The organism is Cyanobium sp. Morenito 9A2, assembly GCF_024345575.1.
In the GTDB taxonomy this organism is placed as follows: Bacteria; Cyanobacteriota; Cyanobacteriia; order PCC-6307; family Cyanobiaceae; genus ATX-6F1.
This window is the reverse complement of sequence record NZ_JAGQBJ010000001.1, coordinates 61957-87302: the sequence shown is the minus strand read 5'-3', so window position 1 is coordinate 87302 and position 25346 is coordinate 61957. Positions and strand designations below refer to the sequence as shown.

Here is a 25346-nt window from a genome sequence, read left to right as displayed (position 1 = left end):
CTTCCCCTCTCCCGTCGCTTGACCGTCCGCCCCATGCGTCGTTCCTTCTCCCTTCTGCTCAGTTCCCTGCTGGCCTTCGGCGTGTTGCTGATCGCTCCCCAAAGCAGCTGGGCCTATCCCTTCTGGGCCCAGCAGAACTACGAGAACCCCCGCGAAGCCACCGGCAAGCTGGTCTGCGCCAACTGCCACCTGGCCAAGAAAGCCACCCATGTGGAAGTTCCCCAGGCTGTCTTCCCCGACACAGTCTTCAAGGCCACCGTCGAAATCCCCTACGACACCAACGTGCAGCAGGTGGCCGGTGACGGCAGTCCTGCTGGCCTGAATGTCGGAGCGGTGGTGATCCTTCCCGACGGCTTCACCCTCGCTCCGACCGATCGGCTCAGCGATGAGCTCAAGGAAGAAACCCAGGGTGTTTACTACACCCAGTACAGCGACGCCTACCCCAACATCCTGCTGGTGGGGCCCCTTCCAGGGGACCAGCACCAGGAGATCGTCTTCCCGATCCTCTCCCCCGATCCCGCCACCGACAAAGCCATTCATTTCGGCAAGTATTCCATCAACGTGGGCGGCAACCGGGGCCGGGGGCAGGTGACCCCCACCGGTGAGAAGACCAACAACAACGCTTTTACCGCTCCTGTCGCCGGCCGCATCGCCAGCCTCACCCCCGGTGAGAACGGATCCACCACCGTGGCGATCACCACTGCCGATGGGTCCATTGTCAGCGAGACCATCCCCGCTGGCCCGAGCCTTTTGGTGGCCGAGGGGGATGATGTGGCCGCCGGAGCCCCGCTCACCGTCGATCCCAACGTGGGTGGGTTCGGTCAGTTGGACACGGAAATTGTGCTGCAGAACCCCGTGCGGATCTATGGCCTGCTGGCCTTCTTCGCTGCGGTCACCCTGGCCCAGATCCTGCTGGTGCTGAAGAAGAAGCAGTTCGAGAAGGTTCAGGCCGCCGAGGGGCTGATCTGATTTCCCTCCGCGCTTGAGCTTCTCCATCGCGCCTCCTGCCCTGTCGTTGCCAGCACCAGCCGCCACCCTGGCCCTGTTCAGCTCCCCTGGGCCCCTGCTGTTTCAGCTCGGGCCCTTTTCCCTGCGCTGGTATGGCTTGCTGATCGCCCTGGCGGTGCTGGCGGGTCTGGGCCTGGCGACCCGCCTTGGCCGCGAGCGCGGCATCGAAGCTGGGCTGATCGCTGATCTGCTGCCGATCCTGGTGCTCGCGGCGGTGCTCAGCGCCCGGCTCTACTACGTCGCCTTCGAGTGGCGCCAGTATTCCCTCAACTGGCTCGATGCACTCAAGATCTGGCAGGGGGGCATCGCCATCCATGGGGCCCTGATCGGCGGAACCCTGGCGATCATCCTGTTCTGCCGCTGGCGCAAGCAACCCTTCTGGGCCCTGCTCGATGTGATTGTGCCTTCGGTGGCCCTGGGCCAGGCCATTGGCCGCTGGGGCAACTTCTTCAATTCCGAGGCCTTCGGGGTGCCCACCGATCTGCCCTGGGCCCTGGCCATCCCCCTGGCGAACCGCCCGGCGGCCTTCCTCGGCCAGAGCAGCTTCCACCCCACCTTTCTCTACGAGTCGCTCTGGAATGTGGGGGTGCTCACCCTGCTGCTGCTGCTCTTCCAGCGCGGCCGACAAGGCAAGCTCCGCCTGCCCGATGGGGCCCTCAGCTGCGTCTACCTGATCGCCTACAGCGCTGGCCGCTTCTGGATCGAGGGGCTGCGTATCGATCCCCTCTGCCTGCTGGGCCAACCCCCCTTCTGTGACGGGGGACTGCGCATGGCCCAGCTGATGAGCCTGATTCTTGTGGCCCTCGGGGGCTTCGGCCTCTGGTGGCTCTACGGTCGCCAGCGTGCCCTGCCCGATCCCAGCGGCGTCGCCTCCCACCGCAACGGAACCGCCCCTTGAGCCACCCCAGCCCAGGGCCCATCGCCCCCAGCGTCCGTATCGTCGGGGCCGGTCCCGGCGCCCCAGACCTGCTCACCCTGCGGGCCGCCCGGGCGATCGAACAGGCCGATGTGCTCGTCTGGACCGACTCACTGGTCTCCCCCCAGATCGCCGCCCTGGCCCAGGCGGACTGTGAATCGATCCGCACCAGCACGCTCACCTTGGAGGAGGTGATGGCGGTGCTCATCGAGCGGGCCCGCGCCGGCCTGAGGGTGGTGCGGCTGCACGATGGCGACCCCTGCCTTTACGGTGCCCTGGCCGAGCAGATCTGCAGGTTGGCCGATGCCGGTCTGGACGTGGAGGTGGTGCCGGGGCTGAGCGCTTACCAGGCCACGGCCGCCGCCCTGGGGAGCGAGCTCACCATCCCTGGCCTGGTGCAAACGATCGTGCTCAGCCGTGCCGGCGGCCGCACGGGTGTGCCTGAGCGGGAGTCCCTTGGGCGGCTCGCGGCCCTGGGGGCCTCCCTTTGCCTCTACCTCAGCGCCCGCCATGTGGAGGAGGTGGAAGCGGAGCTGCTCCAGCACTATCCAGCCGACACTCCCGTGGCGATCGGCTATCGGGTGAGCTGGCCCGACCAGTGGCTGCAGGTGGTTCCCCTCGAGCGGATGGCCGCCGTAAGCCGTGAACGTGGCTTGATCCGCACCACCCTCTACGTGGTCAGCCCCGCCCTGCGTTCACCGGCCAGCGCCCGTTCCAAACTCTATTCAGCCAGCCACGATCACCTGTTCAGGGCCGCCGCTTCCCCCCGTTCCGGCTGATCGGGGCCCACCGCTGACGGCTCAGCTTCGCCGTAGAGCTCCCGCGCCAGCCGTGCGCGCGCGAAGTTACAACCCAGCCGCGCCACGATCGCCTCCAGATCGATGGTGGCATTGCCCAGGCAGCAGGTGCCCCCTGGGGAGGGTGTCACGTTGAACACCAGACCGGGCAAGGCGGCAATCCTGGCCTCTCCGAGCATCAATGTGCGCTCAGATTTGTTGATCAACTGGGGGCGCACCCCACCGAAACCCTTGGCAAAGCTCAAGTCCTCCAGGCGCAGGCCGGGCACGATCTTGCGGGCATCGGCCAAAAACAGCCGGCGCCGCAGCCAGGGCACCTCAAAGAGCAGGTTGCGCAGGATGTAGTTCCGGATGTCAGCGACACGCAGCAGCTGCCAGACCACGGCCAGCACGGCCCCATCCAGCCGCAGCACCTTCAGGAATTCAAAGAAGGAGGCGGGCTTGTAGCGCTCCAGCAACGGCAGGAGCAGGGCGGTGGGGCCGAAACGGGTCTGTCCCGGAGCACGCACGTCAGGGTCGCCGTGGATGGCGGCAAACGGCAGCTTGTCGTTCTGAACGGTGTAGACCTTGCCCTTGAGCAGGTCGGGGGTGAAGTAGAAGCTCCCCGCCACCGGCAGGCAGGAGTACTCCAGGCCGAAGCCGAGCTGCTGGGCCATCAGCAGGCTGTGGGCGCCGGCGGAGACCACCACGTGCCGGGCCCGGTAGCGCCGGAGGCCCTGGGCGCAGCGCGCCGCCACCACAAACGTGTCACCCTCTGGAGTGATCGCCTCCACCCGCTGCCCAAGCCCCAGCTCCACGGAGCGAGAGGTGCCGGCGACGGCAGCCATGGCCTGCTCCATGAAGGACTCCGCCAGCTGCTCGTAGTCAACGGCGGTGTACGCGCTGCGGATGCCGATCGCCACCAGCTCTTCGGCGCGTGGAACCCCCTCCACCAGGGCCACCTGGGGCTCCCAGGCGGCGATCTGCTCCTTATCCAGCAGTTCCATCGCCGGAAAATGGGGGGCGAAGCGCGCGAAGCGCTCCCGCAGGAAGGCGCACTCAACCGGCCCCACGCCCAGAACCATCTTCGGGGTGCGAAAGACCGTGCGCACCCGCCGTTCTTCCCCCAGCAGTGCGGCGTAGTGCACGATCATGTCGGCGGTGCGCTTCACCTTCAGGGCCTTCTCCAAGCTGTAGTTGGTCTCAATGTCGCCGCAGTGGATCGTCTGGCTGTTGTTGGTGGCCTTGGAGTTGACCTGGGCGAGGCGGTCGTAGCGCTCCAGCAGCGTCATCCGGCTCAGATCGGTGTAGCGGGCCAACTCGAACAGCAGGGCGGTGCCGCAGACCCCTCCACCCACGATCAGCACATCCACCTCCTGGAGGGCCGCCGGATCAGTGATGGGGGCGGGAGCCGGGGCGATCACGCGCAGCCAGGAAGAGGGACTGCCTCAATTCTTCCTTGTCGCCGTCCCCGGCCGCCGAGGGGGGACGACGGGGTTTTATAGTGGCGAGGTGCGGGCGATTAGCACAGCGGTAGCGCACTTCCTTCACACGGAAGGGGTCACTGGTTCGAATCCAGTATCGCCCATGATTTGTGCGCCTGAAGTTCATCTTCGGGCCCCATCTTCTCTGTTGTCTCGGCTCTTGTGGAGTCGGCACTTCATCCCGTAAACCCCTACACAGCTCCCCGGGGGAATCCGCGCGAAACTCGCCGTGATTCCCCGGACGCCTGTCCCCCCGTCGCGCCAACCTGACCTCCGTGCCCGAGCCATCACCCGACCTTCTGCTCCCTTCGGGTGATCCCCTGATGCGGCTGGGCCGCGTGCTGCGGGAGGCACGGGAAGCCAAAGGCCTCAGCCTGAAGGCTCTGGCTGACCAGTTGCACATGGGCCCGGGGCAATTGCAGGCCCTCGAAGACGGTGTCACCGAACGCCTGCCCGAGAAGGTGTTCGTCATCGCCCAGGCCCGACGGGTGGCCACATCCCTGGGGCTGGAAGCCGATCCCCTGATCGAAGCCCTGCGCCGGATCGATTTCGGCACGTCCGCCGTCAGTGGAGCCACCGCCGGCGATCGGGCCAGCGCCCTCCCCCGGCCGCCCTCTGCGACCGAGACCCTGAAGTCACAGCCGCCGGCCTCACGCACCAGCGCCGCCTCCGCACGCCCAGAGCCGACCCTGACTTGGGCCCTAGGGGGTCTGGGGGGCCTGGTGCTGGCAGCCAGCCTTGGCATCCACGCCTGGCGCCAAGGGCAGTCGACCCCGAACGCCCCGGCACCATCAGCGCCCCCCCTGACGGCCACCCAAGGAGCTGGGGGCCCTGGAACGGCAGCCCCTGCAGCCCCATCCCCTGGAGCGACCTCGGCCGTCGTGCTCACGAGCCCCGAGGGCAGCTGGATTGCCGTGCGCAGCGGCTCCGGCCCGCCGCTCTACGAGGGCTTGCTCAAGGGTGAGCGCCGCTTCCCCGCCGATCCGGATCTGAAGGTGCTGGCTGGCCGACCGGATCTGGTGACAGTGCGCATTGGCTCAGCCGCCCCCCGCCTGCTCGGGCCGATCAACGAGGTGATCTGGCGCCCGCTCAGGTGACCTCCAGATGGAGGCCCATGGCCTCCATCACCGCCGGCGCGCAGGCCTGCAGACTCCAGCGTTCCAGGCTCAGATCGAGCTCGGGGCTCAGGGGCTTCAGGGCGATCCTCACGCTGCCCGCGCCCGGTTGCAGCAGCAGATCCCCAATCAGGGGTTCGGGTCGCCGGTCCAGGGAAGCGGCCAAGCGCAGCAGCAAAGCCATGGAGGCCACCGTGCGCCGCTGGTTGCGCCCTTCGATCAGCTGCCAGGACTCGTGGCGTTTCTTGGGCAGGCCGCGGCGGTGATAGCGGGCGATGGCCGCCACCATCAGCTGCTCGGCCTCGGAGTAACCGAGCAATTCTCCGTGGCGGATCAGGTACCAGGTGTGCTTGTGGTATGCCCCGATGTTGATGTGCTGGCCACAGGCGTGCAGCATGGCCGCAGCCCAGAGCATCTGACGCCCCGCTCCCCCGTCGGCATGCAACAGCCCGCTCGATTGGTCGTAAAGGCTGATGGCATGGCCCGCCACCCGCTCGGCGCGGGCCTGATCCACCCCGAAGCGCTGGGCCTGGTGCAGCACCGTGCGCTGGCGAATCGAGCTCTGGAAAGCGAAGCGATCAACGATCAGATCCTTGCGCAGCATCCAATCGACGATCAGCCCCTCCCGCAGGGCGCGCTCGCTGATCACCAACTCCCTTACCCCGAGCATCGCCATGGCGGTCTGGAGCACCAGGGCACCGGGCACGATGATTTCGGCGCGGCGATCATTGAGGGTGGGCAGGGCCCGGCGCTGCTCCGGGGTCATCTCCACCAGCCGGGCCACGAGGAGATCCAGGCGCTCCCGGCTGAGGCGGTATCCCTGGAGCCGCAACGGTGGCCGTTCATCGAGGGTCGCCGCCATCGCCGCCAGGGCCATGGCGGTGCCGCTGGTGGCGACCATCACCGGTGTCTCGCCCGGCTCCAGGCGCCGCTTCACCTTGTCGACCGCAGGCTCGAGGGAGCCCTGGATGAACGCGGTCAGGAAGGAGCGCCGGTCGGGGGGCATCGGGTCCTCGCGCACGAAATCCCGCTGCAGGCGCACGGCCCCCACCCGGGTGCTGGTGAGGGCCCGGGCATCACGGCCGTCCGCCAGGATCAGCTCGGTGGAGCCGCCTCCGATGTCGAGGATCAGGTGAGGCTGGTCTCCGAAGGCCATCCCGGAGAGCACACCCAGGTAGATCAGCCGCGCCTCCTCCTGGCCGCTGATCAGGTCCACCTCCAGCCCCAGCTGCTCCTGCACCGCCTGGAGGAAATCCCGGCCGTTGGGGGCCTCGCGCACGGCGCTGGTGGCCGCTGTCACGGTCTGTTCCACCCCGTGGCTGGCGGCCAGCTCACGGCAATGGCGCAAAGTGACGAAGGCGCGCTCGATGGCCTCGGGGGACAGCGCACCGGTGTCCTCGTCGCGCTCCCCGAGGCGGGTGCTGGACTTCTCGGTGAGCACCACGCTGAAACTGCGCAGCACGGGATCCACCGCTGCGATCAGCAGATGGATCGAGTTGGTGCCGATGTCGATCGCCGCCACGTGACGCAGGCTCTTGGCGGAGACCACGCTGGCGGAGACCCTTTGCTGCTCAAGCTCCGGCATGGGGGGCAGATCGCCCGGACGCGCCGTCACTTTGCCACCGGCTCCCTCTGACCCCGAACAGGCCGCAGGGGGCGCGACCTAGGGTGCCGCCAGCTTCCGGGGTCCATCCCGTCCATGGCCAGCGCCGGCAACGGTTCGTTACTGCGGGGCTGGTTCGAGCTGCTGCGCTGGCACAAACCCAGCGGCCGCCTGATCCTGCTGATCCCCGCCGGCTGGAGCCTCTGGCTCACGCCCCTGGCACCGCCGCCGGCTGCGCTGGTGGGCTGGATCGTGCTCGGTGGTCTGGCGGTGAGTGGAGCGGGCTGTGTGGCCAACGACCTCTGGGACCGGCGCTTCGACCCCCTGGTGGAGCGCACGCGCGGACGCCCCCTGGCCAGCGGCCGGGTGAGTGTTGCCGCTGCCTTCCTATTGCTGTTGCTCTGCCTGCTCTTCGCCCTGGCGGTGGAGCTGGCCCTGCCGACGGCCAGCCGGGGCCTCTGTCTGCTGCTGGCCCTGCTCGCCCTACCGCCGGTGCTGCTCTACCCGTCGGCCAAGCGTTGGTTCGCCCTGCCCCAGCTGGTGCTGGCCCTCTGCTGGGGCTTCGCCGTGCTCATCCCCTGGGCCGCCGCCACGGGCTCCCTGGCGGGGGGCTGGCCCCTGGCCCTGGGGTGGTTCGCCGCCCTGGCCTGGACCTTCGGGTTCGACACCGTCTACGCCATGGCCGACCGCCGCGACGACGCGGCCCTGGGTCTGCGCAGCAGCGCCCTCACCCTCGCCGAGCGGGCGCCCCTGGCGGTGGCGATCAGCTACGGCCTCACCGCCGCAGCGCTGGGGATGGCCGCAGCCCTGGCTGGGGTGGGGGCGCTGTTCTGGCCCCTGTGGGCGGTGGCGTCGGTGGCGATGCAACGGGAGGCAAGACGCCTCGATGGCGGGCATTTCGGCCGGCAAGTGCGCCTGGGGGCCCTGCTGCTGCTGGCTCTTGTGCTGGGCCGCCTGCCATGAGCAGCCCCCTCCCCCAATGCCACCCGCTCGGAGCGGATCTGCCGACCCCGCTGAAACGGGGCGATCGGGTGAGGCTGGTGGCCGCCAGCTCGGCCCTGTCCGATAGCCAGAGACTGGAAGCCGGGCTGGCCGTGCTCGAGAGCTGGGGTCTTGAGCCGGAGGGGGGCTTCGATCGCCAGCGCCGCTGGGGGTATCTGGCCGGCAAAGACGAACACCGCCGAGCCGATTTCGAACCTCACCCGGAACTGGGCCCTGCCGGCCTGCGCGCCTGCGTGCGCGGCGGTTGGGGGGCCGCGCGACTGCTGGAGCACCCCCTGGATCTTGCGCCTGGCTGGCTGCTGGGCTTCTCCGATGTCACATCCCTGCTCTGGGCCCAACGGGCCCAAGGCCACGGCGGGGGCATCCACGGTCCCCTGATCACCACCCTGGCGGCAGAGCCCGCCTGGAGCCGCCAGCGGCTGCACGATCTGCTCTTCGGTGCCCCCCTGGAGGATCTGCGCGGCGAGGAGTGGCGGGGGGGGGTGGCCGAAGGCCCCTTGCTGGTGGCCAACCTGACCGTGGCCACCCACCTGCTGGGCACCCCCCACCTGCCGCCGCTCCAAGGGGCGGTGCTGGTGCTCGAAGACGTGGGCGAAGCCCCCTACCGGGTCGATCGCATGCTCACCCACTGGCGCCTCACCGGCGCGCTGCACCAGCTCGCTGGCCTGGGCTTTGGACGCTTCAGCGACGACGGTGAATCAGACCAGACCGATGATGAAGGGGCAGAGACAGGCCGCCGGGAGGAGCGCTTCAGCACCGAGCAGGTGCTCAAAGAGCGCAGCGCCGACCTCGGCATCCCCGTGCTTGGGGGCCTCGACGTGGGCCACGGCCCCGGCAACGCCGCCCTGCCCCTGGGGGCCCGCGCGCGCCTGGATGGCTCCAATGGCCGGCTCAGCCTGTTGGCCTGATCCGGGCAGCCAACACCGCCTCGGCGATGCGCAGGTCGAAGGGGGTGGTGACCTTGAGGTTGGAGGGCTCCGCCACCAGCACCTGCACCGGCCAGCCCAGGCGCTCGAACAGCGAGGCGTCATCGGTCACGGTCCAGTGCTCCTGGCGGGCCCGCTCATGGGCGGCACGCAGCCGCTCGACCGGAAAGCCCTGGGGAGTCTGAGCCGCCCAGAGTTGGCTGCGATCGGGGGTGTCGAGGATGGTGCCGGCGCCATCCACGCGCTTGATGGTGTCGCTCACGGGCATGGCAGCGATCACCGCCTGCCCCTGGCGCACGGCCAACGCGCACCGCTCCAGCAGTTCGGGCTCCACCAGACAGCGGGCACCATCGTGAATCAAGACGTGTTCAGCCTCCGGTGGCAGGGCTGCCAGCCCCAGGCGGACGGACTCCTGGCGGGAGTCACCGCCATCGACCCAGAGCACGGGACGGTCCGGGGCAGCGGCGGCCACCAGGTCCTCCACCTCGGAGCGATCGATCGGTTGACCCACCAATGCGATCCAGCGGATGGCGGCGCAGGCCAGGGCCGCTTCCAGGGTCCAGGCCAGCACGGGCCGGCCGGCCACCTTCAGCAGCAGCTTGTTGCGCTCGGCACCCATGCGGCGACCGCTCCCGGCGGCGGCGATCAGTAAATGCACAAGCGGTTCAGGGGGTGGGGAAGAAATCAAGATCAGATTCATACAATCCGGCCGTGACAAGCCTGCCCCTGCCGCCCCGATGCGCGTTCTCTTTTTGATCCCCGGATCCAGCGCATCCCAACTGCAGGCCTTCCCGGCCGTGGCCGCCGTTGCCGAGCAACTCAACGCCCAGGTGCAGGTGGTCGCCCCCACGGCCTCGGCGCCGGTCTGGAAACTCCTTCCCCAGCTGCAACGCGTGCTCGCCTTCGGCGGTGACGAAGACGACTGCTTCGGCGGGGCCAACAGCCTGGCGGACTGGGCCAACCTGCTGGGCTCCGTGCGCGACCCCGACTTCCAGGCCTGCATCAACCTCGCCACGGGGCGCCAGGTGAACCTGATGCTCTCGATGACCCACATCCCCACCCGGATTGCCCAAGGTGGCTTCGGGCTCACCGAGCCGGTGCGCTCCACAGGTGGCTGGCCCAACCAGGCCCTGGACGCCTACCTCCGCCCCCTGGGGGTCAGCCTGGATGCCGAAGCCTTTCGCCTGAGTCTTCCCCGTAAGGCGCTGGAGCAGGCGGTCGCCGGGCTACCGGCTGGGGATGGCCCCGCCCTGCTTCTGGCCCCAAGCTCTGAGGCCGGCGACTGGCCCGCAGCCAACTGGCAGGCCCTGCCGGAGCAGGTGCGGCTGAAGCTTCCCGGTCTGCGCGTGCTCCACACCAGCCGTGAAGGTGGCCCCGTGGAGAGGGCCGCCCAGGTGGCGGCGGCCGATGTGGTCCTGGGCAGCGATCCGATGACCATCGAACTGGCCCTGCTCAGCGGCACTCCCGTGGTGGCTTTGGGTCGCAGCAACGACACACTTCCCCGGCGCCAGGGAGTACAAGGAATCGGTTCAACCGGGGGCCTGGATCGCCTCGACGTACCTGAGGCCTTGCAAGCCCTCGGGCTGGGATAACCGGCTCCCCACCCACAGCACCGTCGGATGCTTCCCACGCAAAACATCCAGCGGCGCTTCCTTCGTCGGCGCCGGGCCCCCTCCAGCCGAGGCGGCAAACCTTGGCAAGCACCTCTGCTGGCGCTGGCCTTGGTGGTCAATCTCTCGGCAGCCAGCTACCACTTTGTCGAAGGCTGGGACTGGGGTGACTCTTACTGGATGGTGCTGATCACCATCAGCACCATCGGCTACGGCGAGGTCAATCCCCTCACCCCAGCTGGTCGCGCCATCACGGTGTTCACCATCGTGGGTGGGGTGGTGGTGGTGCAGCTCACCATTCAAAGTCTGCTGGGGCTCAGTGAGTCCGGTTACTTCCGCCGGCTGCGCGAAAGCAGCTTCCGCCGCTATCTGAAATCGATGGACGACCACGTGATCCTCTGCGGCTACGGCCGCATCGGCCGGGAGATCGCCGTAAAGCTCGGCTCCGAGGGCGTTGCCCTTCTCGTGGTGGAGATGGACCCCGGACGCAAAGAGGCTGCCGAAGCGCTGGGGCTGCCCGTGCTCCAGGCCGATGCCACCCTCGATGAGACCCTTCTGGAGGCAGGCATCCACCGCTGCCGCAGCCTGGTGGCCGCCCTCCCGAGCAACGCCGCGAACCTCTACGTGGTGCTCAGCGCCCGTGGCATCGCCCCCAACTGCCGGCTGATCGCCCGCTCCGACAGCGATGAGGCTGAACGCAAGCTGCGGCTGGCGGGGGCAGACCAAGTAGTGAGTCCCTACGTGGCTGGTGGCCGGGCCATGGCTGCCACCGCCCTGCGTCCCCTGGCGGTGGACTTCATGGATCTGCTGGCAGGCTCCAACTGCGAGGTGGAGGAGTTCCAGCTCAGCGATCGCCCGGAGCTGGTGCAAGGCATCAACGGCCGCACCCTTGCGGAGATGCAGTTCGGACGCCACAGCGGCGCTCTGGTGCTGGCGATCCGTCCGCCGGAACCTGAGATCAATGACACCTACAGCTACCGGGGCAGCACGTACTCGAGGGGAGGCACCAGCTTGATCGCGAACCCCGGCGGTGACGTGCGCCTGGCACCGGGTCAACTGCTGGTGGTCCTGGGCAGCAAGCAGCAGCTGGAGCGCTTCGCGGCCCTGCTGGGCACCGCCCTGGTGGGCACCGATCTGATGGCGGGCTGAACCCTCGGCCTACGATCGCCCCCGCCGCCGTTGCCAGCCATGTCCATGCCTGCCGTCGCCCCCCTGGTCGGACAGACCGCCCTGGTGACAGGGGCAAGCCGTGGCATCGGCCGGGCGATCGCCCTGGAACTGGCCCGTGCCGGAGCCAGGGTGGTGGTGAACTACGCCACTTCCGCGACCGCCGCCGAAGGGGTGGTCGCACAGATCCATGCCGAAGGGGGCGAGGCCTGGGCCCACGGCGCCGACGTGGCCGATGAGGAGCAAGTGGAGGCCATGGTGAAGGCGGTGCTGGCGCGCCACGGTGCCGTGGACGTGCTCGTGAACAACGCCGGCATCACCCGCGATGGCTTGCTGATGCGCATGAAGACCGCCGACTGGCGCAGCGTGATCGATCTCAACCTCACCGGCGTCTTCCTCTGCACCCGGGCTGTCAGTCGGTCGATGCTGAAGGCGCGCCATGGGCGCATCGTCAACATCACCTCGGTGGTGGGGCTGATGGGCAATCCGGGCCAGGCCAACTACAGCGCCGCCAAGGCCGGTGTGATCGGCCTGACCCGGAGCACGGCGGCCGAATTCGCCAGTCGGGGCGTCACCGTGAACGCTGTGGCCCCCGGCTTCATCAACACCGACATGACCAAGGATCTGCCGGCAGAGCCGATCCTCGCCGCCATCCCCCTGGCCCGCCTCGGTCAACCCCAGGAAGTGGCCAGCGCCGTGCGCTTTCTCGCCGCCGACCCCGCCGGCGCTTACATGACCGGCCAGGTGCTGCAGGTGGACGGCGGCTTGGTCATGCGCTGAAGGGTGGGGCCCTGAGGGAATCGTCCCGGTGGTTCAGGTCTCGATCGGCTGACCGAGTTCCTCGCGAAGGCGGCGAATCTGCTGAAGCAACCGCAGCCGGCGGCTGCGGGTGGTGATCGTCAGGAACAGACGCAGGGGCACGTAAACCAGTGCCATCAACAGTCCCAGCCCAGCCACCAGGAGAAAGGTGAAGTAGTTCGGCCCTGAGAGCGGTCCAGCCAGCGGCCCCACCAGCGGGTCGGACACCACGTTCTCCAGGGTGGTCTGCAGCATGTCGTCCATGTCACCGACCCTATCGGGGCGTCCACTGGCTTGAGGCCCGATTCGGATTTCCCCACCCACGCCGCCCTGCGAAGCGGCCAGGCCCTGTGGGAGCCTGAGCCCTAGGACACTTTCCGCATTTCGGCATGGCCAAGCTGATCAATTTCGGTGACGACTCCCGCGCTTCCCTGGAGCGGGGTGTCAACGCCCTCGCCGATGCGGTGCGCGTCACCATTGGCCCCCGCGGCCGCAACGTGGTGCTGGAGAAGAAATACGGAGCCCCCGACATCGTCAACGACGGCGTCACGATCGCCAAGGAGATTGAGCTGGAGGATCCCTTCGAGAACGTGGGCGCCAAGCTGATCCAGCAGGTGGCCTCCAAAACCAAGGACAAGGCCGGCGACGGCACCACCACGGCGACCGTACTGGCCCAGGCCATGGTGCAGGAGGGTCTGCGCAACGTGGCCGCCGGTGCCAGCCCGGTGGTGCTGCGGCGGGGCATCGAGCGGGCCACAGCGCAGGTGGTGGCGGGAATCGAGCGCCTGGCCCAGCCGGTGTCTGGCGACGCCATCCGCCAGGTGGCCACCGTCAGCTCCGGTGGCGATGAGGAAGTGGGCCGCATGATCGCCGAAGCGGTGGCCCGGGTGACCGCCGACGGGGTGATCACGGTGGAGGAATCCAAGTCGTTGGTCACCGAAGTGGAAATCACCGAGGGCATGGCCTTCGATCGGGGCTACTCCTCGCCCTACTTCGTCACCGACGGCGACCGTCAGGTGGCCGAGTTCGAGAACGCCCTTCTGCTGGTCACCGACCGCAAGATCAGCGCCCTGGCTGATCTGGTGCCCGTGCTTGAGAAGGTCTCCCGCAGCGGTTCGGCCCTGGTGATCCTGGCCGAGGAAGTGAACGGCGAGGCCCTCGCCACCCTCGTGGTGAACAAGAACCGCGGTGTGCTTCAGGTGGCGGCCGTGCGCGCCCCTTCCTTCGGTGAGCGCCGCAAGGCGGCCCTGCAGGACATCGCCATCCTCACCGGCGCCACCTTGATCAGCGAAGACCAGGCGATGACCCTGGAAAAGGTCAGCCTCGAGGATCTGGGCCGGGTGCGCCGAATCACGATCAGCAAAGACACCACCACGATCGTTGCCCACGACAGCCGTCACCAGGCCGTGCTCGATCGGGTGGCGGCGATCCGGCGCGAACTGGAGGACACCGACTCCGACTACGACAAGGAAAAGCTCAACGAGCGCATCGCCAAGCTGGCCGGCGGTGTGGCTGTGATCAAGGTGGGGGCGCCCACCGAAACGGAACTCAAGAACCGCAAGCTGCGCATCGAGGACGCCCTCAACGCCACCCGCGCCGCCGTGGAGGAGGGCATCGTGGCCGGTGGCGGCACGGTGCTGACCCAGCTGGCGTCCGAACTCGATGGCCTGGCGGCCCAGTTCTCCGGCGATGAGCGCACCGGCGTGGAGATCGTGCAACGCGCCCTGAGCGCGCCCCTGCGCCAGATCGCCACCAACGCCGGTGAGAACGGTGCCGTGGTGGTCGCTGAAGTGGCCCGCCAAAACCTGGGCTTCAACGCGAGTTCCGGCCGCTACGAAGACCTGCTGGCCGCGGGGATTCTCGATGCCGCCAAGGTCGTCCGTCTGGCCCTGCAGGATGCGGCCTCGATTGCCGCGCTGCTGATCACCACCGAAGTCGTGATCGCCGACAAGCCCGAGCCCCCAGCCGCCGCCCCGGACGGCGGTATGGGTGGCATGGGCGGTATGGGTGGCATGGGCGGTATGGGCATGCCCGGGATGATGTGAGCTCTCGGGGGCTCCAGGGCGCTCACACGCGTTGGAGCCCTCCCTCACTGACAGAGCTCAGGCAAGAGCCTTCACGTAGGCCGCCACCTGGAGGTCCACCCCCGTGATCGCTGTGCCCACCACCACGGCATCGGCACCTTCGGCCACAGCCCGCTCGGCTTGGTCAGGGCCTGCGATGCCGCCTTCGCAGATCAAGGCCACCTCCCTGGGGAGCCGCTGACGCAGCGGAGCCAGCAGCCCCCAGGCGGGTGGTTTGAGACCAGAGCTTGCCTCGGTGTAGCCATAGAGGGTGGTGCCCACCCACTGGCAGCCCAGTTCAGCCGCCCGCAGGCCATTGGCCAAGCTGTCGATGTCGGCCATCAAAGAGGCGCCCAGTTCCCTGCGGGTGCGCTCGATCAAGGCCCCCAGCGGCTCCCCCCCGGGGCGGGGGCGGTCGGTGGCATCGAGGGCCACCACATCGGCGCCGGCGGCCCAGACAGCGCGGATCTCCTCCCAGCCCGGGGTGATGTACACCGAGCTCCCTGGAAACGAGCGCTTCCAGAGACCGATGATCACCGCCTCGGGACAGCGGCGACGCACGGCGCCGATGTGCTCCGGGCTCTCCAGCCGCACGCCGATCGCGCCGTTGGCCAGGCTGGCCTCGGCCATGGCGGCGATCACATCCGGATGGCGCAGGGGGGAACCCTCGGGTGCCTGCACCGACACGATCAAGCCCCCCCCCAGGGCGGAGCGCCCTAGGCGCGAGGAACGCTCAGGAGGCACGGCGTTGGTCGTCGAGCCTTTCGTCAGGTAGCCAGGCGCGCAGACGATCGAGGGCCGGATGGGCTGGGGCCGGGGGGGCCGGACGGTTCTCGCCCTTGACGGGCCTAAGGGTGTACGGCAAACGGGTGGTGGTGGCTGGGGCGCCGACGGGGCCGATCGGGGCCTCAGGGGCAGCGGCTGAAGGCTCCTGGACTGACCGCTGCTGGAGTGGCTGTTGCTGGACGGGCTCTTGCTGGGCAGGTAGTTGCAACGCTGGCTGCTTCAACGCTGAGGGCTGGTGCTCCACCGTGGCCTCGATGGCCACCCAAGGCGCCTCGAACGGGTTGAGGGTCGCTCCGAGCACGGGGTCAGCGGGTCGTTGGCCGGAGGTGAGTGGGTCAGCGAGCCGGGGGGCCACCCCAGGGGCAACCGTGGTCGGGCGATCCAGGGGCAAGGGCTCCGGCGTGGGGGCGAAAGCGTCGTCGCGTTGAGCGTTGCCCTCTTCGTCCTGGCCCTGGAACGTGCTGGCCACCTCTTCAAAGCAATCGCGCACCAGGTGGCGCAACCGCGCGAAGCGACCCAGGCGCGAGGGAGCGACCCCAGCAACGTCGCTGGCCTGGGCCGCTGGCTCAGGGGGCTCCGCAGTCCCAACGACCACGGGTGCGCCCAAATCCGTGACCCCGGCGGAGAGCGTTGCGCCGCTGCTCTCGCACACCGCGGGCCCGTCCAGGAGCACCACTTCGATCAAGGCCGCCTCTGCCAGAGGCAGAGGCAGGGGCTCGGCCACGTTCACTGCCGCCATGCCGTCTCCAGTGTTCTCCTCGGCAACCGCGCCAAGGGCCTTGGAGTGCGCGAACTCGGGCACCGCTGGCATGCCGCTTGGGGCCACGCCAGCGGCCAGGGGCAGCGCCTCTGCCTCGGGCGCTGCACCGAGCCGGAAGGCAGGGTTGGGAAGGTCCGCCCGGGGCCTCGGAGACTCTTCGTGCCGCTCGTATTGCGCAACCGCTGCGACTTCAGCGGCTGGCCGATCGAAGGCTGGGACCTCTGCGCAGCCCCCCCCCGGGACGGAGCGCTCTGCCTCCAGTCCCCCCGCAAGCGGGCCCTGGGAGGCCTGGGCCCAAGGGGCCACCGACCCCGCGAGCAGGCACTGACGCCACCAGCCGGCCGCTTCTGGATCAGCCACCGAAGCCATCAAGGGGTCTAGGGCTTCCACCCCCACGCGGTGCACCCACTGAAGGGACAAACGGGCTACCAACTCCCCCTGCCGCTGACGCACCGCCGCCAGCAACCGCTGCCGGAGGTCCTCCTGGCGTGGGGAGAGGGTGCGGAAGAGAGAGAGAGAGCTGATCACAGGGGTGGCCTCAGGAGAGCTTGCGATCCAACAGAGGGCGGATCAGAAGGAACAGGGAAAGGGCCAGCACGGCCAGCACCAGCAAGCAGGTGGAGGCCGTCAGGGAGCCATAGGGCGCTACGAGCACCACATCGGAGAGGGAGAAGGCCCCCGCGTAGGCCGCACGTATGGGCTCAATCGCGAAGGTAAGGGGATTCAGGGCTGCAAGCCAGCCCAACCAGGGAGGCATGAATGAAATCGGTGCCAAGGCGGTGCTGGCAAACAGCAGCGGCAGGTTGGCGACGAAGATCACCGCGATCAGTTCAATGTGGCCCGGCAGGGCGAAGGCCAGCCCCAGGCTCAGGGCGGTGACAGCAAACACCAGCAACAGCAGGGTGACGAGCACAAGCAGTAGGCCAGCGCCCCCAGGCCAGCCATAGCCCAGCAGTGCAGCGGTGCCCATGATCGCCAGGCTCTGCAAAAGGCTGAGGCTGGTGATGTAGAGCACCGAGGCCAACACAATCGAGAAGCGGGAGCGCAAGGGGGCCACCAAGAGACGGTTCAAGAAGCCGAACTCCCGATCGAACATCAGGGGCAGGCCAGCGTTGAGGGCGGCGCTGAAAGCGGTGAACACAATCACCCCGGCCCCAAGAAAGCGCCCGTAGCTCAGGCCATCGGGCAACATCCCCGCGGGCGCATTGGCAAACAGAGCCCCAAACAGCACCAGCCAGATCAAGGGCTGCAGCACTCCGGCCACCAGGGTGCTGGGGCGCCGCGCCAGTTGCAGAAACAGGCGCTTGGTGAGGGCCAGGGTTTCCTGGCTCAGGTCCGCCAGGGCGGAACGGCCCGCCGCCGGACTCGGGGTTGGGGCCAGAAGCGAAGGAGCGCTGGTCATCGGCGGACGGCGGGGGGAAAAGGGAAGAACAACAAACCAAGGGGCCGGCGCTGGCCGCGCCGCTCAGCGCATGGCCTGCTTGCGCTCCGCCTTGGGGTCGCGGCTGCCGGCCACCTCGAGCTCCGCATCCATGAGGGTGCGGCCGGTGGCCTGCAGGTAGACATCATCAAGGCTCGGGCGGCTCTGGGCGAGGGCAAACACGGGCCACTGGGCCTCCGCCAGCTGGCGCCTGAGCGCTTCGACCACCCCCTCGTTCTCCACCACAAAGTTGAGGGAGAAGCCCTGGGCCCGGTTCACCACCACCTGGCGGACCCCCTGACAATCCTGCACCAGGGCCTTCAGCTTCAGGGCCTCCTGCTCGTCGCTGAACTCCCGCACCCGCAGGGTGACACGGTCGCCGCCAAGGGCAGCCTTGAGCTCCGCCGGGGCCCCTTCGGCGATCACGCGCCCCCCCTCGATGATCGCCAGCCGGTCCGCCAAGGCATCGATCTCCTCGAGGTAGTGGCTGCTGAGCAGCACCGTGGTGCCCTGGTCCCTCAATTGGCGCAGCACCTGCCAGATCGCACCACGGCTTTCAATATCAAGCCCGACCGTGGGTTCATCGAGCACCAACAGGGCGGGGCGATGCAGCAATCCGCTGGCCAGATCCAACCGGCGACGCATGCCACCGGAATAGCTGCCGCAGCGCCGATCGATCCAGCTCTCCATGGCCAATAACCCCACCAGCTCAGCGATCCGACGGTCACGCTCGGCCGAAACCATGTGATAAAGGTCGCCTTGGAGCTGGAGCAGTTCCCGACCGGTGAGGATCTTGTCGATGGCCACCTCCTGGGCCACATAACCCAGAAGTTCTCGCACGGCCCGGGGCTCAGCAAGGGCATCGACACCCCCCACCCGCACCGTGCCCGTATCAGGGGCCAGCAGGGTGGCGAGGATGCGCAAGGTGGTGGTCTTACCGGCGCCGTTGGGCCCCAGCAGTCCGAACAGACAGCCCTGGGGCACCTTCAGCGAGAGGCCGCCCAAGGCCTCCACTGGGCCGTAGCGCTTGCTGAGGTTGTGCAGCTCGATCAAGGCGATTCCCTGGCGCTCAGCCGTGCGACCGGATCAATGTAAGAAAGGCAGCGCTGCGGTGAGCAGTTCATGCCCCTGAAGGCTGAAGCTCTCAGCCGCCGGCAGGCGGGAGAGCAGCAGCAACAGGCAGATGCCAAAGAGATAGAGGATCGACCAGGCGAACAGTCGGCGGGCCCGCTGGGGATCATCGGGATCCCGTTTCAAGTCAGCCACCAGCTGCAGCAGGCGGCCATTGAAGGGCAGCACCAGAAGGCCGTAGAGCAGGCCCCCAGCCGGCAGGGCCACCAGACCAGCCAGGCTCAGCAGCACCGTGGCCCGGGCGTAGTGGCCGATCGCCCGAACCGTGACCACCGACCCGGCCACCACCGGCAGCATCGGGATGCCCACGGAGCGGTAGTCCTCCCGCAACAGCAGAGCCAGGGCCCAGAAATGGGCGGGGGTCCAGACCATCACAAGAGCGAACAGCCACCATCCCCCCAGTTCCAGCTGCCCGCTGGCCGCGGCCGAGCCCACCAGGGGGGGGATCGCCCCGGCCACCCCGCCGATCACGATGTTCTGAGGGGTGCGGGGCTTGAGCAGAACCGTGTAAAGCAGCACGTAGCTGCAGAGCCCAAGCAAGGAGAGGCCAGCGGCCAGACCATTGACCGTCGTCAGCAGAAGGACCGTGGCCGCCAGGGCCAGGGTCACCGCCAGGGCGAAGGCCGTGCGGGACGAGAGCCGACCCGAGGGCAGCGCGCGGTTGCTGGTGCGCTGCATGCGTCCGTCGAGGCCCTGCTCCCAGAGGCAATTGAGCACCCCCGCCGCTGCGGCCGCCAGGGTGCCTCCCGCCAAGGTGGCCGCCAGCCGGCCGGCGGGCAGTGGCCAGCCTTCCGATAGGGCCATGCCCCCCAAAGTGGTCGCCAGCAAAAGGGGAATGAGCCTCGGCTTGGCGATCTCCAGCCAGGGGGGCAAGCGCAGGCGCGCCCGCGATGGAACCATCTGCTCCCGGGTGGGAGGCAAAGGAACGGGGGGAGCGGCTGATGGAGACGCGACGCTAACCACGGGACACCTCAAGGCCAGCGGGGACTGATGCGTGGGCCGGGGCCATGGGGTGTAAGCCGCCGCGCACCGTGAGAGCCGCCAGTACGGCCACCAGAAAGGCAGCGGTGAGCTGGTGGGCCACCGTCACCAGGGGCACCGCCAGGGTGAGCCGCAGACTCCAGACCCCCAGAGCGATCTGCAAGGCCACCAGCATGGCGGCCGTGAGCGCAAGGCCCCTGGGCCGCCCTGCCCAGGGCGACACCAGCGCCGTCACAGCGGCGAGGAGCAGCACAGCCCCGGCCGCCAGGGGTGCCCCCTGGCGGTGGGCCAGCAGCCAGCCGCAGGCCTCACCGGAAGCCAGACAGCGGCCGGCGGCCCATTGGCTGGCCATGGCGCCGCCCAGCAGGCACTGGGCCAGGACCAGCAGGGTGGTGAGCGCTGCAAGGGGGGGCCACCACGGGGGTGCTCCGACGGCCTGGGTCCCCTGGGCCGTGGGCGATAGGGCGGACAGCTCGATGAGTTGATGCAGGCCACTCACCAGCGCCACCAGCACCAGGGCCACGGCGAGGTGGGCCGTGACGATCCCTGCGGGCAGCAGCTGCAGCACCGTGAGGGCCCCAAGCCCCCCCTGGGCGGCCACCAGCAGCAGGGCCAGCCCGGCGCCCCAGGGCAGAGCGCCGGGCAGTTCCCGCCGGCGCCACAGGCTGAAGACAAACAACACCAGCAGCGCCACCCCCACCAGGAAGGCATCGAGGCGGTGGAACCACTCCAGGAACACCGGCAGCGTGAGTTGGCGGCCAGGGAAGAAGCTGCCGTAGCAAAGGGGCCAGTCGGGGCAGGCCAGCCCCGCCTCCATCACACGGGTGGCACCACCGATCCCCACCAGCGCCACCAGCGCCACCACCAGGTGGGCCGTGAGCAAGAGGCTCCGGCGCTGGGGGCCATGGCGCTTGGACACTGCGCTCACCCTTACCCATCGCGGTTTGGGGCACGGTAGCGGTGATTCCCATGACCACGAGATCCATGGGTTTCGCCTCAGCATTGGCGTCCCAATCGTGTGCGATCGCTCACAACAAACCTCTGCTGATGCCGCCGAGGGGGAGCTTGATCCGGGCCGGAAGGCCTGTCATTGATGCCCGTCACAGCGGTGCTTGCAGACGTGCTTCAAAACTGGTGTCGCCGGTGACAAAACCGCTCCGAAGGCGGCCTTCGCCCTTGCGGGCCATGGGCTGGGGCAGGCAGAATTAATGAATTGATTCCAATCCACCCATGCTGGAAGGGAAGGCTCTGCTGGAGAAGGCCCGCTCCCTGAGCAACCGCCCCGAGGAGCAAATCGCCCGGGCCTGTGGCTACGTGGGACCGAGCGGACGGGTGCTGAAAAAGAGCTTCCATCGGGCCTTGGTCGAGGCCAAGGGCTACCGCGTGCCCTCCTTTGAGGGAGGGCCATCCAAGGGGCGTCAGGCGGAGTTCCGCACCCGTGTGCACGGCAACGGCAACCTGCTGATCGGCCAGGCCTACACCCGCCGACTGGGTCTCGAACCCGGCCAGGAATTCCGCATCGAAATCCACCAGGAAACGGGTTCGATCTGGCTCCTCCCCCTCCAGGTGCAAGGGACAGACCACGACGCTCAAGAGGGCAGCGACGGGGTCTGAGCGCAATTGCCGTCTTCGGCACCTGCGACGGCGCTCGGGCCATGGAATCGGGCGCTGAACACCAGCAGATCAAGGCCGCTGAACAGGAAGCTGATGCCCACCAGCACCCCCAGCACCTGCAGCAACCCTCCGAATTGCATGGTCAGGATCAGCAGGCCCAGCACCACGGTCACCAACCCATTCAGCAGCCCCCACCCCCACCCCTTGGTGCGGGTGTGGGTAAGGGCCACCACCACCGCCACCACCCCCTCCACAAGGAACACCAGGCCCACTGCCAGGGCGAGGCTGGCCACCTGGCGGGCCGCCCCCACCACCCCCTGGCCGACACCGGTGAGGATCCAGATCCCGGCCAGCACAAACAGGGTGGAGACCACCAGTCGGGCGAAGGTGATCCAGCGGTTGAGCCGCTTGGAGCGCACCAGGTTGTTCACCCAGCCCACCAGCCCCGTCACCAGGAAGACCACAGCGATCAGCAGCGTGGCCCCGAAGGAGGCGAACACCGGAAACACCAGGGCCAGCCCTCCGAGCACCAGCATCAAGAGGCCTTCGGCCAAGGTGAAGGCGCGGAGCGAAGCGAGGGCAGCCACGGAGCGATCAGCGGTCATGGCAGAGGGGCTCAGGGGAGGGCGGGGAGGGAGCGGACACCGCTCCTGCCCGAACCGTAATCACGGTCACCGTTTCCAACCAGCCTCCGCCCTGGGGCTTCCCACCGGGAGCTCGTCCGCACTCAGCCCCAGCCCTGCTCCGCCAACCAGGCCCGATCAATGGGCGGCCCCTCGGCCTGTTGACCTTCAGCCGGAGTCATTCCCAGGAGCCGTTCGGTGTACTTGGCCAGCAGGTCGGCCTCCAGGTGCACGGGATCGCCGCGCTTGAGCCCGTGGAGCGTGGTGGAGCCCCAGGTATGGGGGATCACCGCGATCCAGAATTCAGTTCCCTTGGAATCGCAGCCAGCAACGGTGAGACTGATGCCATCGACGGCGATGCTGGCCTTTTCGCAGACGTAGCGGCCGTAGGCGGTGTCCCGCCAGCGCAGCGCCAGGCGCCAGGAGGCCGGCTGTCGTTCGATCGCCGACACCGTGCCCAGCCCGTCCACATGGCCGCTCACCAGGTGGCCACCAAGCCGATCGCTCAGGCGCAGGGCGGCCTCGAGGTTCACGGCCCCGCCCCGCTGGGCCTTGGCCGCCAGGTTGGTGCGCCCGAGGGTCTCCTCACTGACATCCGCGCGAAACCCATCCGGTAGGAGGGCCGCGACGGTGAGACAGACGCCATCGACGGCGATGCTGTCCCCCAGGGTCAGGGGGCCAAGCCCGCCGGCCCCGCGCACCTCCACCCCCATCGCCCAGGGCCGCAGGTGGCCCACCGCCTGCACCAGACCGGTGAACATCTCCCTACCCGCGCCGATGGCCATAATCGTCGAAGGCCCTGCGGCAACATCATGGTCGAGATGGGCGTCGCCGGAATCGCTCTGGATGCGGCGAGCCGCAGCCCGATCGTGCTGCTGAGGGATCCTTCCGGCCGGCGCCAGGTGCCGATCTGGATCGATCAGGCCCAGGCCCAGAACATCCTGGTGGGGCTGGGGGGTCAGAAGCCACCCCGCCCCCTCAGCCACGACCTGATGGCCGAGCTGATGGTCCTGGGGGGTCTCGCCCTGGAGCGGGTGATCATCCACACCATCGAAGACAACACCTTCCGGGCGGTGCTCAAGCTCATGGGCGCCGATGGGGAAACCAGCGAACTGGATGCCCGCCCCAGTGACGCCATCGCCCTGGCCCTGCGCACCGGCAGCGGCATCTGGATGCTGGAGGAGGTGGTCGCCGATGCCTCGATCCCCGTCGATGCCGACGCCGACGCCGAGGACCAGGAGGATTTCCGACGCTTCCTGGAGGGAGTCAGCCCCGCAGAACTGGTGCGCAACCTGAAACGGGCCCAGCAGGACCAGGCCACCGACGACGCCCCCCCTGCGTGACTCCTGGCGACAGTCCCGGAACGCCCTCCGAAGGGGCCGTCAGGCGGCCCTTCGGCCCCAACTGCCCGGCGGTCTCCCTGTTCACCCTCGGCACCATGCGGGCGCTCGATGCTCCTGAACAGATGCTGGCCGTGCTGTCGGCCGCCCTGGCCTGCGGGATCAACCACCTCGAAACGGCTCCGGCCTATGGCCCGGCCGAAGCCTTCCTGGGCAGAGCCCTGAGTCAGTTGGAGGTGCCGCGCTCGGCGGTCGTGATCACCAGCAAGCTGCTGCCGGGCCTTCCCCTGGCAGAGGGCCAGCGTCAACTGAGGGCCTGCCTCGCGCGCCTGGGCGTGGAGCGGCTCGACAACCTGGCGGTCCATGGGCTGAATCTGGCGGAGCACCTGGAGTGGACCCTGCGCGGTGAGGGCTCGGAGCTGCTGGGTTGGGCCCTGGGGGAAGGGCTGGTGGGCCAGGTGGGCTTCAGCAGCCACGGCAGCAACGGGCTGATTGAGGCGGCCCTGGCCACGGGCCGGTTCGGCTTCTGCAGCCTTCACCTGCACCTGTTCGATCCCCAGCGGCTTCCCCTGGCCCGGTCGGCCCTGGCGGCTGGACTCGGGGTGCTGGCGATCTCCCCCGCCGACAAGGGAGGGCGGCTCTATGCCCCGCCCGCTGAGCTCATGGACGACTGCCAGCCTCACCACCCTCTGGAGTTGGCCTACCGCTTCCTGCTGGCCCAGGGAATCAGTTCCCTGAGCCTCGGGGCAGCGGCACCCGGGGATCTGGCCTGGGCTGAGCGCCTGGCGGGGGCCACCGGCCCCCTCGGGGCCAGCGAAACGGCCGCCCTGGAGCACCTGGAGCGGCGTGCCGCCGAGCGGCTGGGGCTGAAGCGCTGCGGCCAGTGCCGAGCCTGCCTGCCGTGCCCCGTGCAGGTGCCGATCCCTGATCTGCTGCGGCTACGCAATCTGGCCCTGGGCCACGGCCTGGAGAACTTCGCCCGCGAGCGCTACAACCTGATCGGCCGCGCCGGCCACTGGTGGGAAACCCTCAACGCCAGCGCCTGCGAGTGTTGCGGCGACTGCCTGCCCCGCTGCCCCCACGGGTTGGCCATCCCCGATTTGCTTGCCGATACCCATTCCCACCTGGTGGAAGCCCCCCGGCGGAGACTCTGGGGCTAAGGCCCTGGAGGGCGGAGCGCGCCTCAGGCAGCCGCCTGATCCCAGAGCCGCTGGTACCGCTGGCGCTCTGAGCCGTTGAGCGGAGGCAGGCTGTTGCAGCGCTCCAACACGGCGGGCTCCGGGTAGAGAAGCAGGGCCTGCTCCTTGGGCCAGAGGGCCAGGGAGGCCCCAAGCCGCTCGCGCCGCAGGGGCGGCACCCAACCGCCACTGAGCAGCCGATCCAGCATCGGCCGCGAACGGCACTCCCTCAGCCAATCGAGGGCGGGGGCAGGATGCTCCCCCGCCGGCACCAGCAGCAGGTTCCACCACAGGGGGGAACCACTGGAGGGCAACAGCGCGCTCAGGCGGAGATCGCGGCGCAGCAGGGGCAGCACCACCTGGCTCGGCAACACCGCCGCCTGGGCCCGTCCCGACAGCAACAGGTTCAGGCCATCGCGCTCATCAAAGGCCAGGGCCTGGCACCGCAACCGCGCCAACTGAGCCGGCAAGCGCGGATCCGCCAGCGCCGCTGGATCCGCACTGGAGCTCCCCAACTGCCGCAGGGCCAGCTCGATCACCAGCCGCGGGCTGGAGGGCAAGACCAGTTTCTGCTTGAGCGATGGATCCAGCAGCAGCCCCCAGCCCCGAGCGGGCTGCGCCGCCAGATCCGGTCGGCTGCGCAGCAGCAGCAACCAGGTGCCGAACGCCCAGGGCAGGGCCACCCTCGAGCCATCGCGAAACAGGCGGCTCACCGCTTCAGACTGAGGAAGCAAACCTTCCAGGGCCGCCCCAGGCTCAAAGGCTTGCAGAGCGGCAGGCCCCAGGGTCTGGGCCCAGCCATCCCCCAGTTGCACCAGGGCACTGCGCGGCTGCTGCGCCGCCTGGAGGACAGCCGCAGCCGACTCCAGGCGGCGGGACTGCCATGGGGAGGGCAGGCGCTTGAGCCAGGCGGCGGGGAACTGGCCCCTGCTGCTCAGAAGTTGGGGGGCCTGGCCATCGCCACAACCCCCGAGAAGCCCCACGGCGCCAAGGGCCGAAAGGCTCAGCAACTGGCGGCGGGTGAGCGATGGAACGGTCATGGGGC

The 25346-nt window shown here is 68.8% G+C and carries 26 protein-coding genes and 1 tRNA gene; 14 read left to right on the top strand and 13 right to left on the bottom strand.

The window, feature by feature from the left end; translation table 11 throughout:
• Positions 1–33 precede the first annotated feature (33 nt).
• Genes petA through cobM form a run of 3 tightly spaced genes read left to right on the top strand, consistent with a single transcriptional unit; the run spans position 34 to position 2703 of the window.
• A complete protein-coding gene (gene petA, locus KBY88_RS00475; RefSeq protein WP_254937932.1) occupies positions 34–969 on the top strand; it encodes a cytochrome f in 936 nt (311 codons plus the stop codon).
• Positions 970–982: 13 nt separating this feature from the next.
• Positions 983–1906, top strand: a complete 924-nt coding sequence (gene lgt / locus KBY88_RS00470; RefSeq protein WP_254937931.1) for a prolipoprotein diacylglyceryl transferase — start codon at positions 983–985, stop codon at positions 1904–1906.
• A complete protein-coding gene (cobM, locus tag KBY88_RS00465) occupies positions 1903–2703 on the top strand; it encodes a precorrin-4 C(11)-methyltransferase (RefSeq protein WP_261348356.1) in 801 nt (266 codons plus the stop codon). The genes lgt and cobM overlap by 4 nt, the downstream gene beginning before the upstream one ends.
• Here the strand turns inward: cobM and KBY88_RS00460 are convergent.
• Positions 2664–4124 (bottom strand): FAD-dependent oxidoreductase, encoded by a 1461-nt coding sequence (locus KBY88_RS00460; protein ID WP_254937930.1) that lies wholly within the window; start codon positions 4122–4124, stop codon positions 2664–2666. The genes cobM and KBY88_RS00460 overlap by 40 nt on opposite strands.
• A gap of 92 nt (positions 4125–4216) precedes the next feature.
• On the opposite strand from KBY88_RS00460, the gene KBY88_RS00455 reads away from it, so the two are divergent.
• Positions 4217–4288 (top strand) — tRNA-Val (locus KBY88_RS00455).
• Between the two features lie 219 nt (positions 4289–4507).
• On the top strand, positions 4508–5281 hold the full coding sequence (locus KBY88_RS00450) for a helix-turn-helix domain-containing protein (RefSeq protein ID WP_254937929.1): 774 nt from the start codon (positions 4508–4510) through the stop codon (positions 5279–5281).
• Here KBY88_RS00450 and KBY88_RS00445 read toward each other — a convergent pair.
• On the bottom strand, positions 5274–6884 hold the full coding sequence (locus KBY88_RS00445) for a Ppx/GppA phosphatase family protein (protein WP_254938475.1): 1611 nt from the start codon (positions 6882–6884) through the stop codon (positions 5274–5276). The genes KBY88_RS00450 and KBY88_RS00445 overlap by 8 nt on opposite strands.
• A gap of 114 nt (positions 6885–6998) precedes the next feature.
• On the opposite strand from KBY88_RS00445, the gene KBY88_RS00440 reads away from it, so the two are divergent.
• The gene (locus KBY88_RS00440; RefSeq protein WP_254937928.1) at positions 6999–7865 is read left to right on the top strand and encodes a 4-hydroxybenzoate polyprenyltransferase; all 867 of its coding nucleotides are present in this window, start codon (positions 6999–7001) and stop codon (positions 7863–7865) included.
• On the top strand, positions 7862–8812 hold the full coding sequence (locus KBY88_RS00435; protein ID WP_254937927.1) for a S66 peptidase family protein: 951 nt from the start codon (positions 7862–7864) through the stop codon (positions 8810–8812). Before KBY88_RS00440 ends, KBY88_RS00435 begins: the two co-directional genes overlap by 4 nt.
• Here KBY88_RS00435 and ispD read toward each other — a convergent pair.
• On the bottom strand, positions 8796–9488 hold the full coding sequence (ispD, locus tag KBY88_RS00430; RefSeq protein WP_254938474.1) for a 2-C-methyl-D-erythritol 4-phosphate cytidylyltransferase: 693 nt from the start codon (positions 9486–9488) through the stop codon (positions 8796–8798). The two genes, KBY88_RS00435 and ispD, sit on opposite strands and share 17 nt — an antisense overlap.
• A 79-nt stretch (positions 9489–9567) precedes the next feature.
• On the opposite strand from ispD, the gene KBY88_RS00425 reads away from it, so the two are divergent.
• From KBY88_RS00425 to fabG, 3 genes are read left to right on the top strand one after another with little or no spacing between them, the layout of a single operon-like run.
• On the top strand, positions 9568–10422 hold the full coding sequence (locus KBY88_RS00425) for a glycosyltransferase family 9 protein (RefSeq protein WP_254937926.1): 855 nt from the start codon (positions 9568–9570) through the stop codon (positions 10420–10422).
• Between the two features lie 27 nt (positions 10423–10449).
• On the top strand, positions 10450–11589 hold the full coding sequence (locus KBY88_RS00420) for a potassium channel family protein (protein ID WP_254937925.1): 1140 nt from the start codon (positions 10450–10452) through the stop codon (positions 11587–11589).
• 45 nt (positions 11590–11634) lie between these two features.
• Positions 11635–12387 carry a 3-oxoacyl-[acyl-carrier-protein] reductase gene (fabG, locus tag KBY88_RS00415; protein WP_254937924.1) on the top strand — a complete coding sequence of 251 codons (753 nt, stop codon included), beginning with the start codon at positions 11635–11637 and terminating at the stop codon, positions 12385–12387.
• Between the two features lie 33 nt (positions 12388–12420).
• Here the strand turns inward: fabG and KBY88_RS00410 are convergent, their stop codons facing one another.
• Positions 12421–12669: a hypothetical protein gene (locus tag KBY88_RS00410; RefSeq protein ID WP_254937923.1), complete on the bottom strand. Its 249-nt coding sequence runs from the start codon at positions 12667–12669 to the stop codon at positions 12421–12423.
• A 125-nt stretch (positions 12670–12794) separates the two neighbouring features.
• Between KBY88_RS00410 and groL the strand changes: the two genes are divergently transcribed.
• Positions 12795–14450, top strand: a complete 1656-nt coding sequence (gene groL / locus KBY88_RS00405; RefSeq protein ID WP_254937922.1) for a chaperonin GroEL — start codon at positions 12795–12797, stop codon at positions 14448–14450.
• Between the two features lie 57 nt (positions 14451–14507).
• Here groL and KBY88_RS00400 read toward each other — a convergent pair whose 3' ends face one another.
• From KBY88_RS00400 to KBY88_RS00375, 6 genes are all read right to left on the bottom strand, one after another.
• On the bottom strand, positions 14508–15212 hold the full coding sequence (locus KBY88_RS00400; protein ID WP_254937921.1) for an N-acetylmannosamine-6-phosphate 2-epimerase: 705 nt from the start codon (positions 15210–15212) through the stop codon (positions 14508–14510).
• Positions 15202–16542: a hypothetical protein gene (locus KBY88_RS00395; protein ID WP_254937920.1), complete on the bottom strand. Its 1341-nt coding sequence runs from the start codon at positions 16540–16542 to the stop codon at positions 15202–15204. Before KBY88_RS00395 ends, KBY88_RS00400 begins: the two co-directional genes overlap by 11 nt.
• A 10-nt stretch (positions 16543–16552) precedes the next feature.
• Positions 16553–17416 (bottom strand): ABC transporter permease, encoded by an 864-nt coding sequence (locus KBY88_RS00390; protein ID WP_254937919.1) that lies wholly within the window; start codon positions 17414–17416, stop codon positions 16553–16555.
• 63 nt (positions 17417–17479) lie between these two features.
• On the bottom strand, positions 17480–18493 hold the full coding sequence (locus KBY88_RS00385) for an ABC transporter ATP-binding protein (protein WP_254938473.1): 1014 nt from the start codon (positions 18491–18493) through the stop codon (positions 17480–17482).
• A gap of 27 nt (positions 18494–18520) precedes the next feature.
• On the bottom strand, positions 18521–19465 hold the full coding sequence (locus KBY88_RS00380; RefSeq protein ID WP_254937918.1) for a heme o synthase: 945 nt from the start codon (positions 19463–19465) through the stop codon (positions 18521–18523).
• Between the two features lie 55 nt (positions 19466–19520).
• Complete coding sequence (locus tag KBY88_RS00375; protein WP_254937917.1) at positions 19521–20474, bottom strand: COX15/CtaA family protein; 954 nt, start codon at positions 20472–20474, stop codon at positions 19521–19523.
• A gap of 302 nt (positions 20475–20776) precedes the next feature.
• Between KBY88_RS00375 and KBY88_RS00370 the strand changes: the two genes are divergently transcribed.
• Positions 20777–21160, top strand: a complete 384-nt coding sequence (locus tag KBY88_RS00370) for an AbrB/MazE/SpoVT family DNA-binding domain-containing protein (RefSeq protein ID WP_254937916.1) — start codon at positions 20777–20779, stop codon at positions 21158–21160.
• Here the strand turns inward: KBY88_RS00370 and KBY88_RS00365 are convergent.
• Both KBY88_RS00365 and KBY88_RS00360 read right to left on the bottom strand, forming a co-directional pair.
• Complete coding sequence (locus KBY88_RS00365; protein ID WP_254937915.1) at positions 21136–21765, bottom strand: HdeD family acid-resistance protein; 630 nt, start codon at positions 21763–21765, stop codon at positions 21136–21138. The genes KBY88_RS00370 and KBY88_RS00365 overlap by 25 nt on opposite strands.
• A 122-nt stretch (positions 21766–21887) precedes the next feature.
• Positions 21888–22544, bottom strand: a complete 657-nt coding sequence (locus KBY88_RS00360; protein ID WP_254937914.1) for a riboflavin synthase — start codon at positions 22542–22544, stop codon at positions 21888–21890.
• Between the two features lie 51 nt (positions 22545–22595).
• Between KBY88_RS00360 and KBY88_RS00355 the strand changes: the two genes are divergently transcribed.
• Entirely contained in the window at positions 22596–23126 is a 531-nt protein-coding gene (locus KBY88_RS00355; RefSeq protein ID WP_254937913.1) for a bifunctional nuclease family protein, read from the top strand.
• Positions 23127–23221: 95 nt separating this feature from the next.
• Positions 23222–24283 carry an aldo/keto reductase gene (locus tag KBY88_RS00350; protein WP_254938472.1) on the top strand — a complete coding sequence of 354 codons (1062 nt, stop codon included), beginning with the start codon at positions 23222–23224 and terminating at the stop codon, positions 24281–24283.
• A 23-nt stretch (positions 24284–24306) separates the two neighbouring features.
• Here the strand turns inward: KBY88_RS00350 and KBY88_RS00345 are convergent, their stop codons facing one another.
• Entirely contained in the window at positions 24307–25341 is a 1035-nt protein-coding gene (locus KBY88_RS00345) for a type 2 periplasmic-binding domain-containing protein (protein ID WP_254937912.1), read from the bottom strand.
• Positions 25342–25346: the final 5 nt, after the last annotated feature.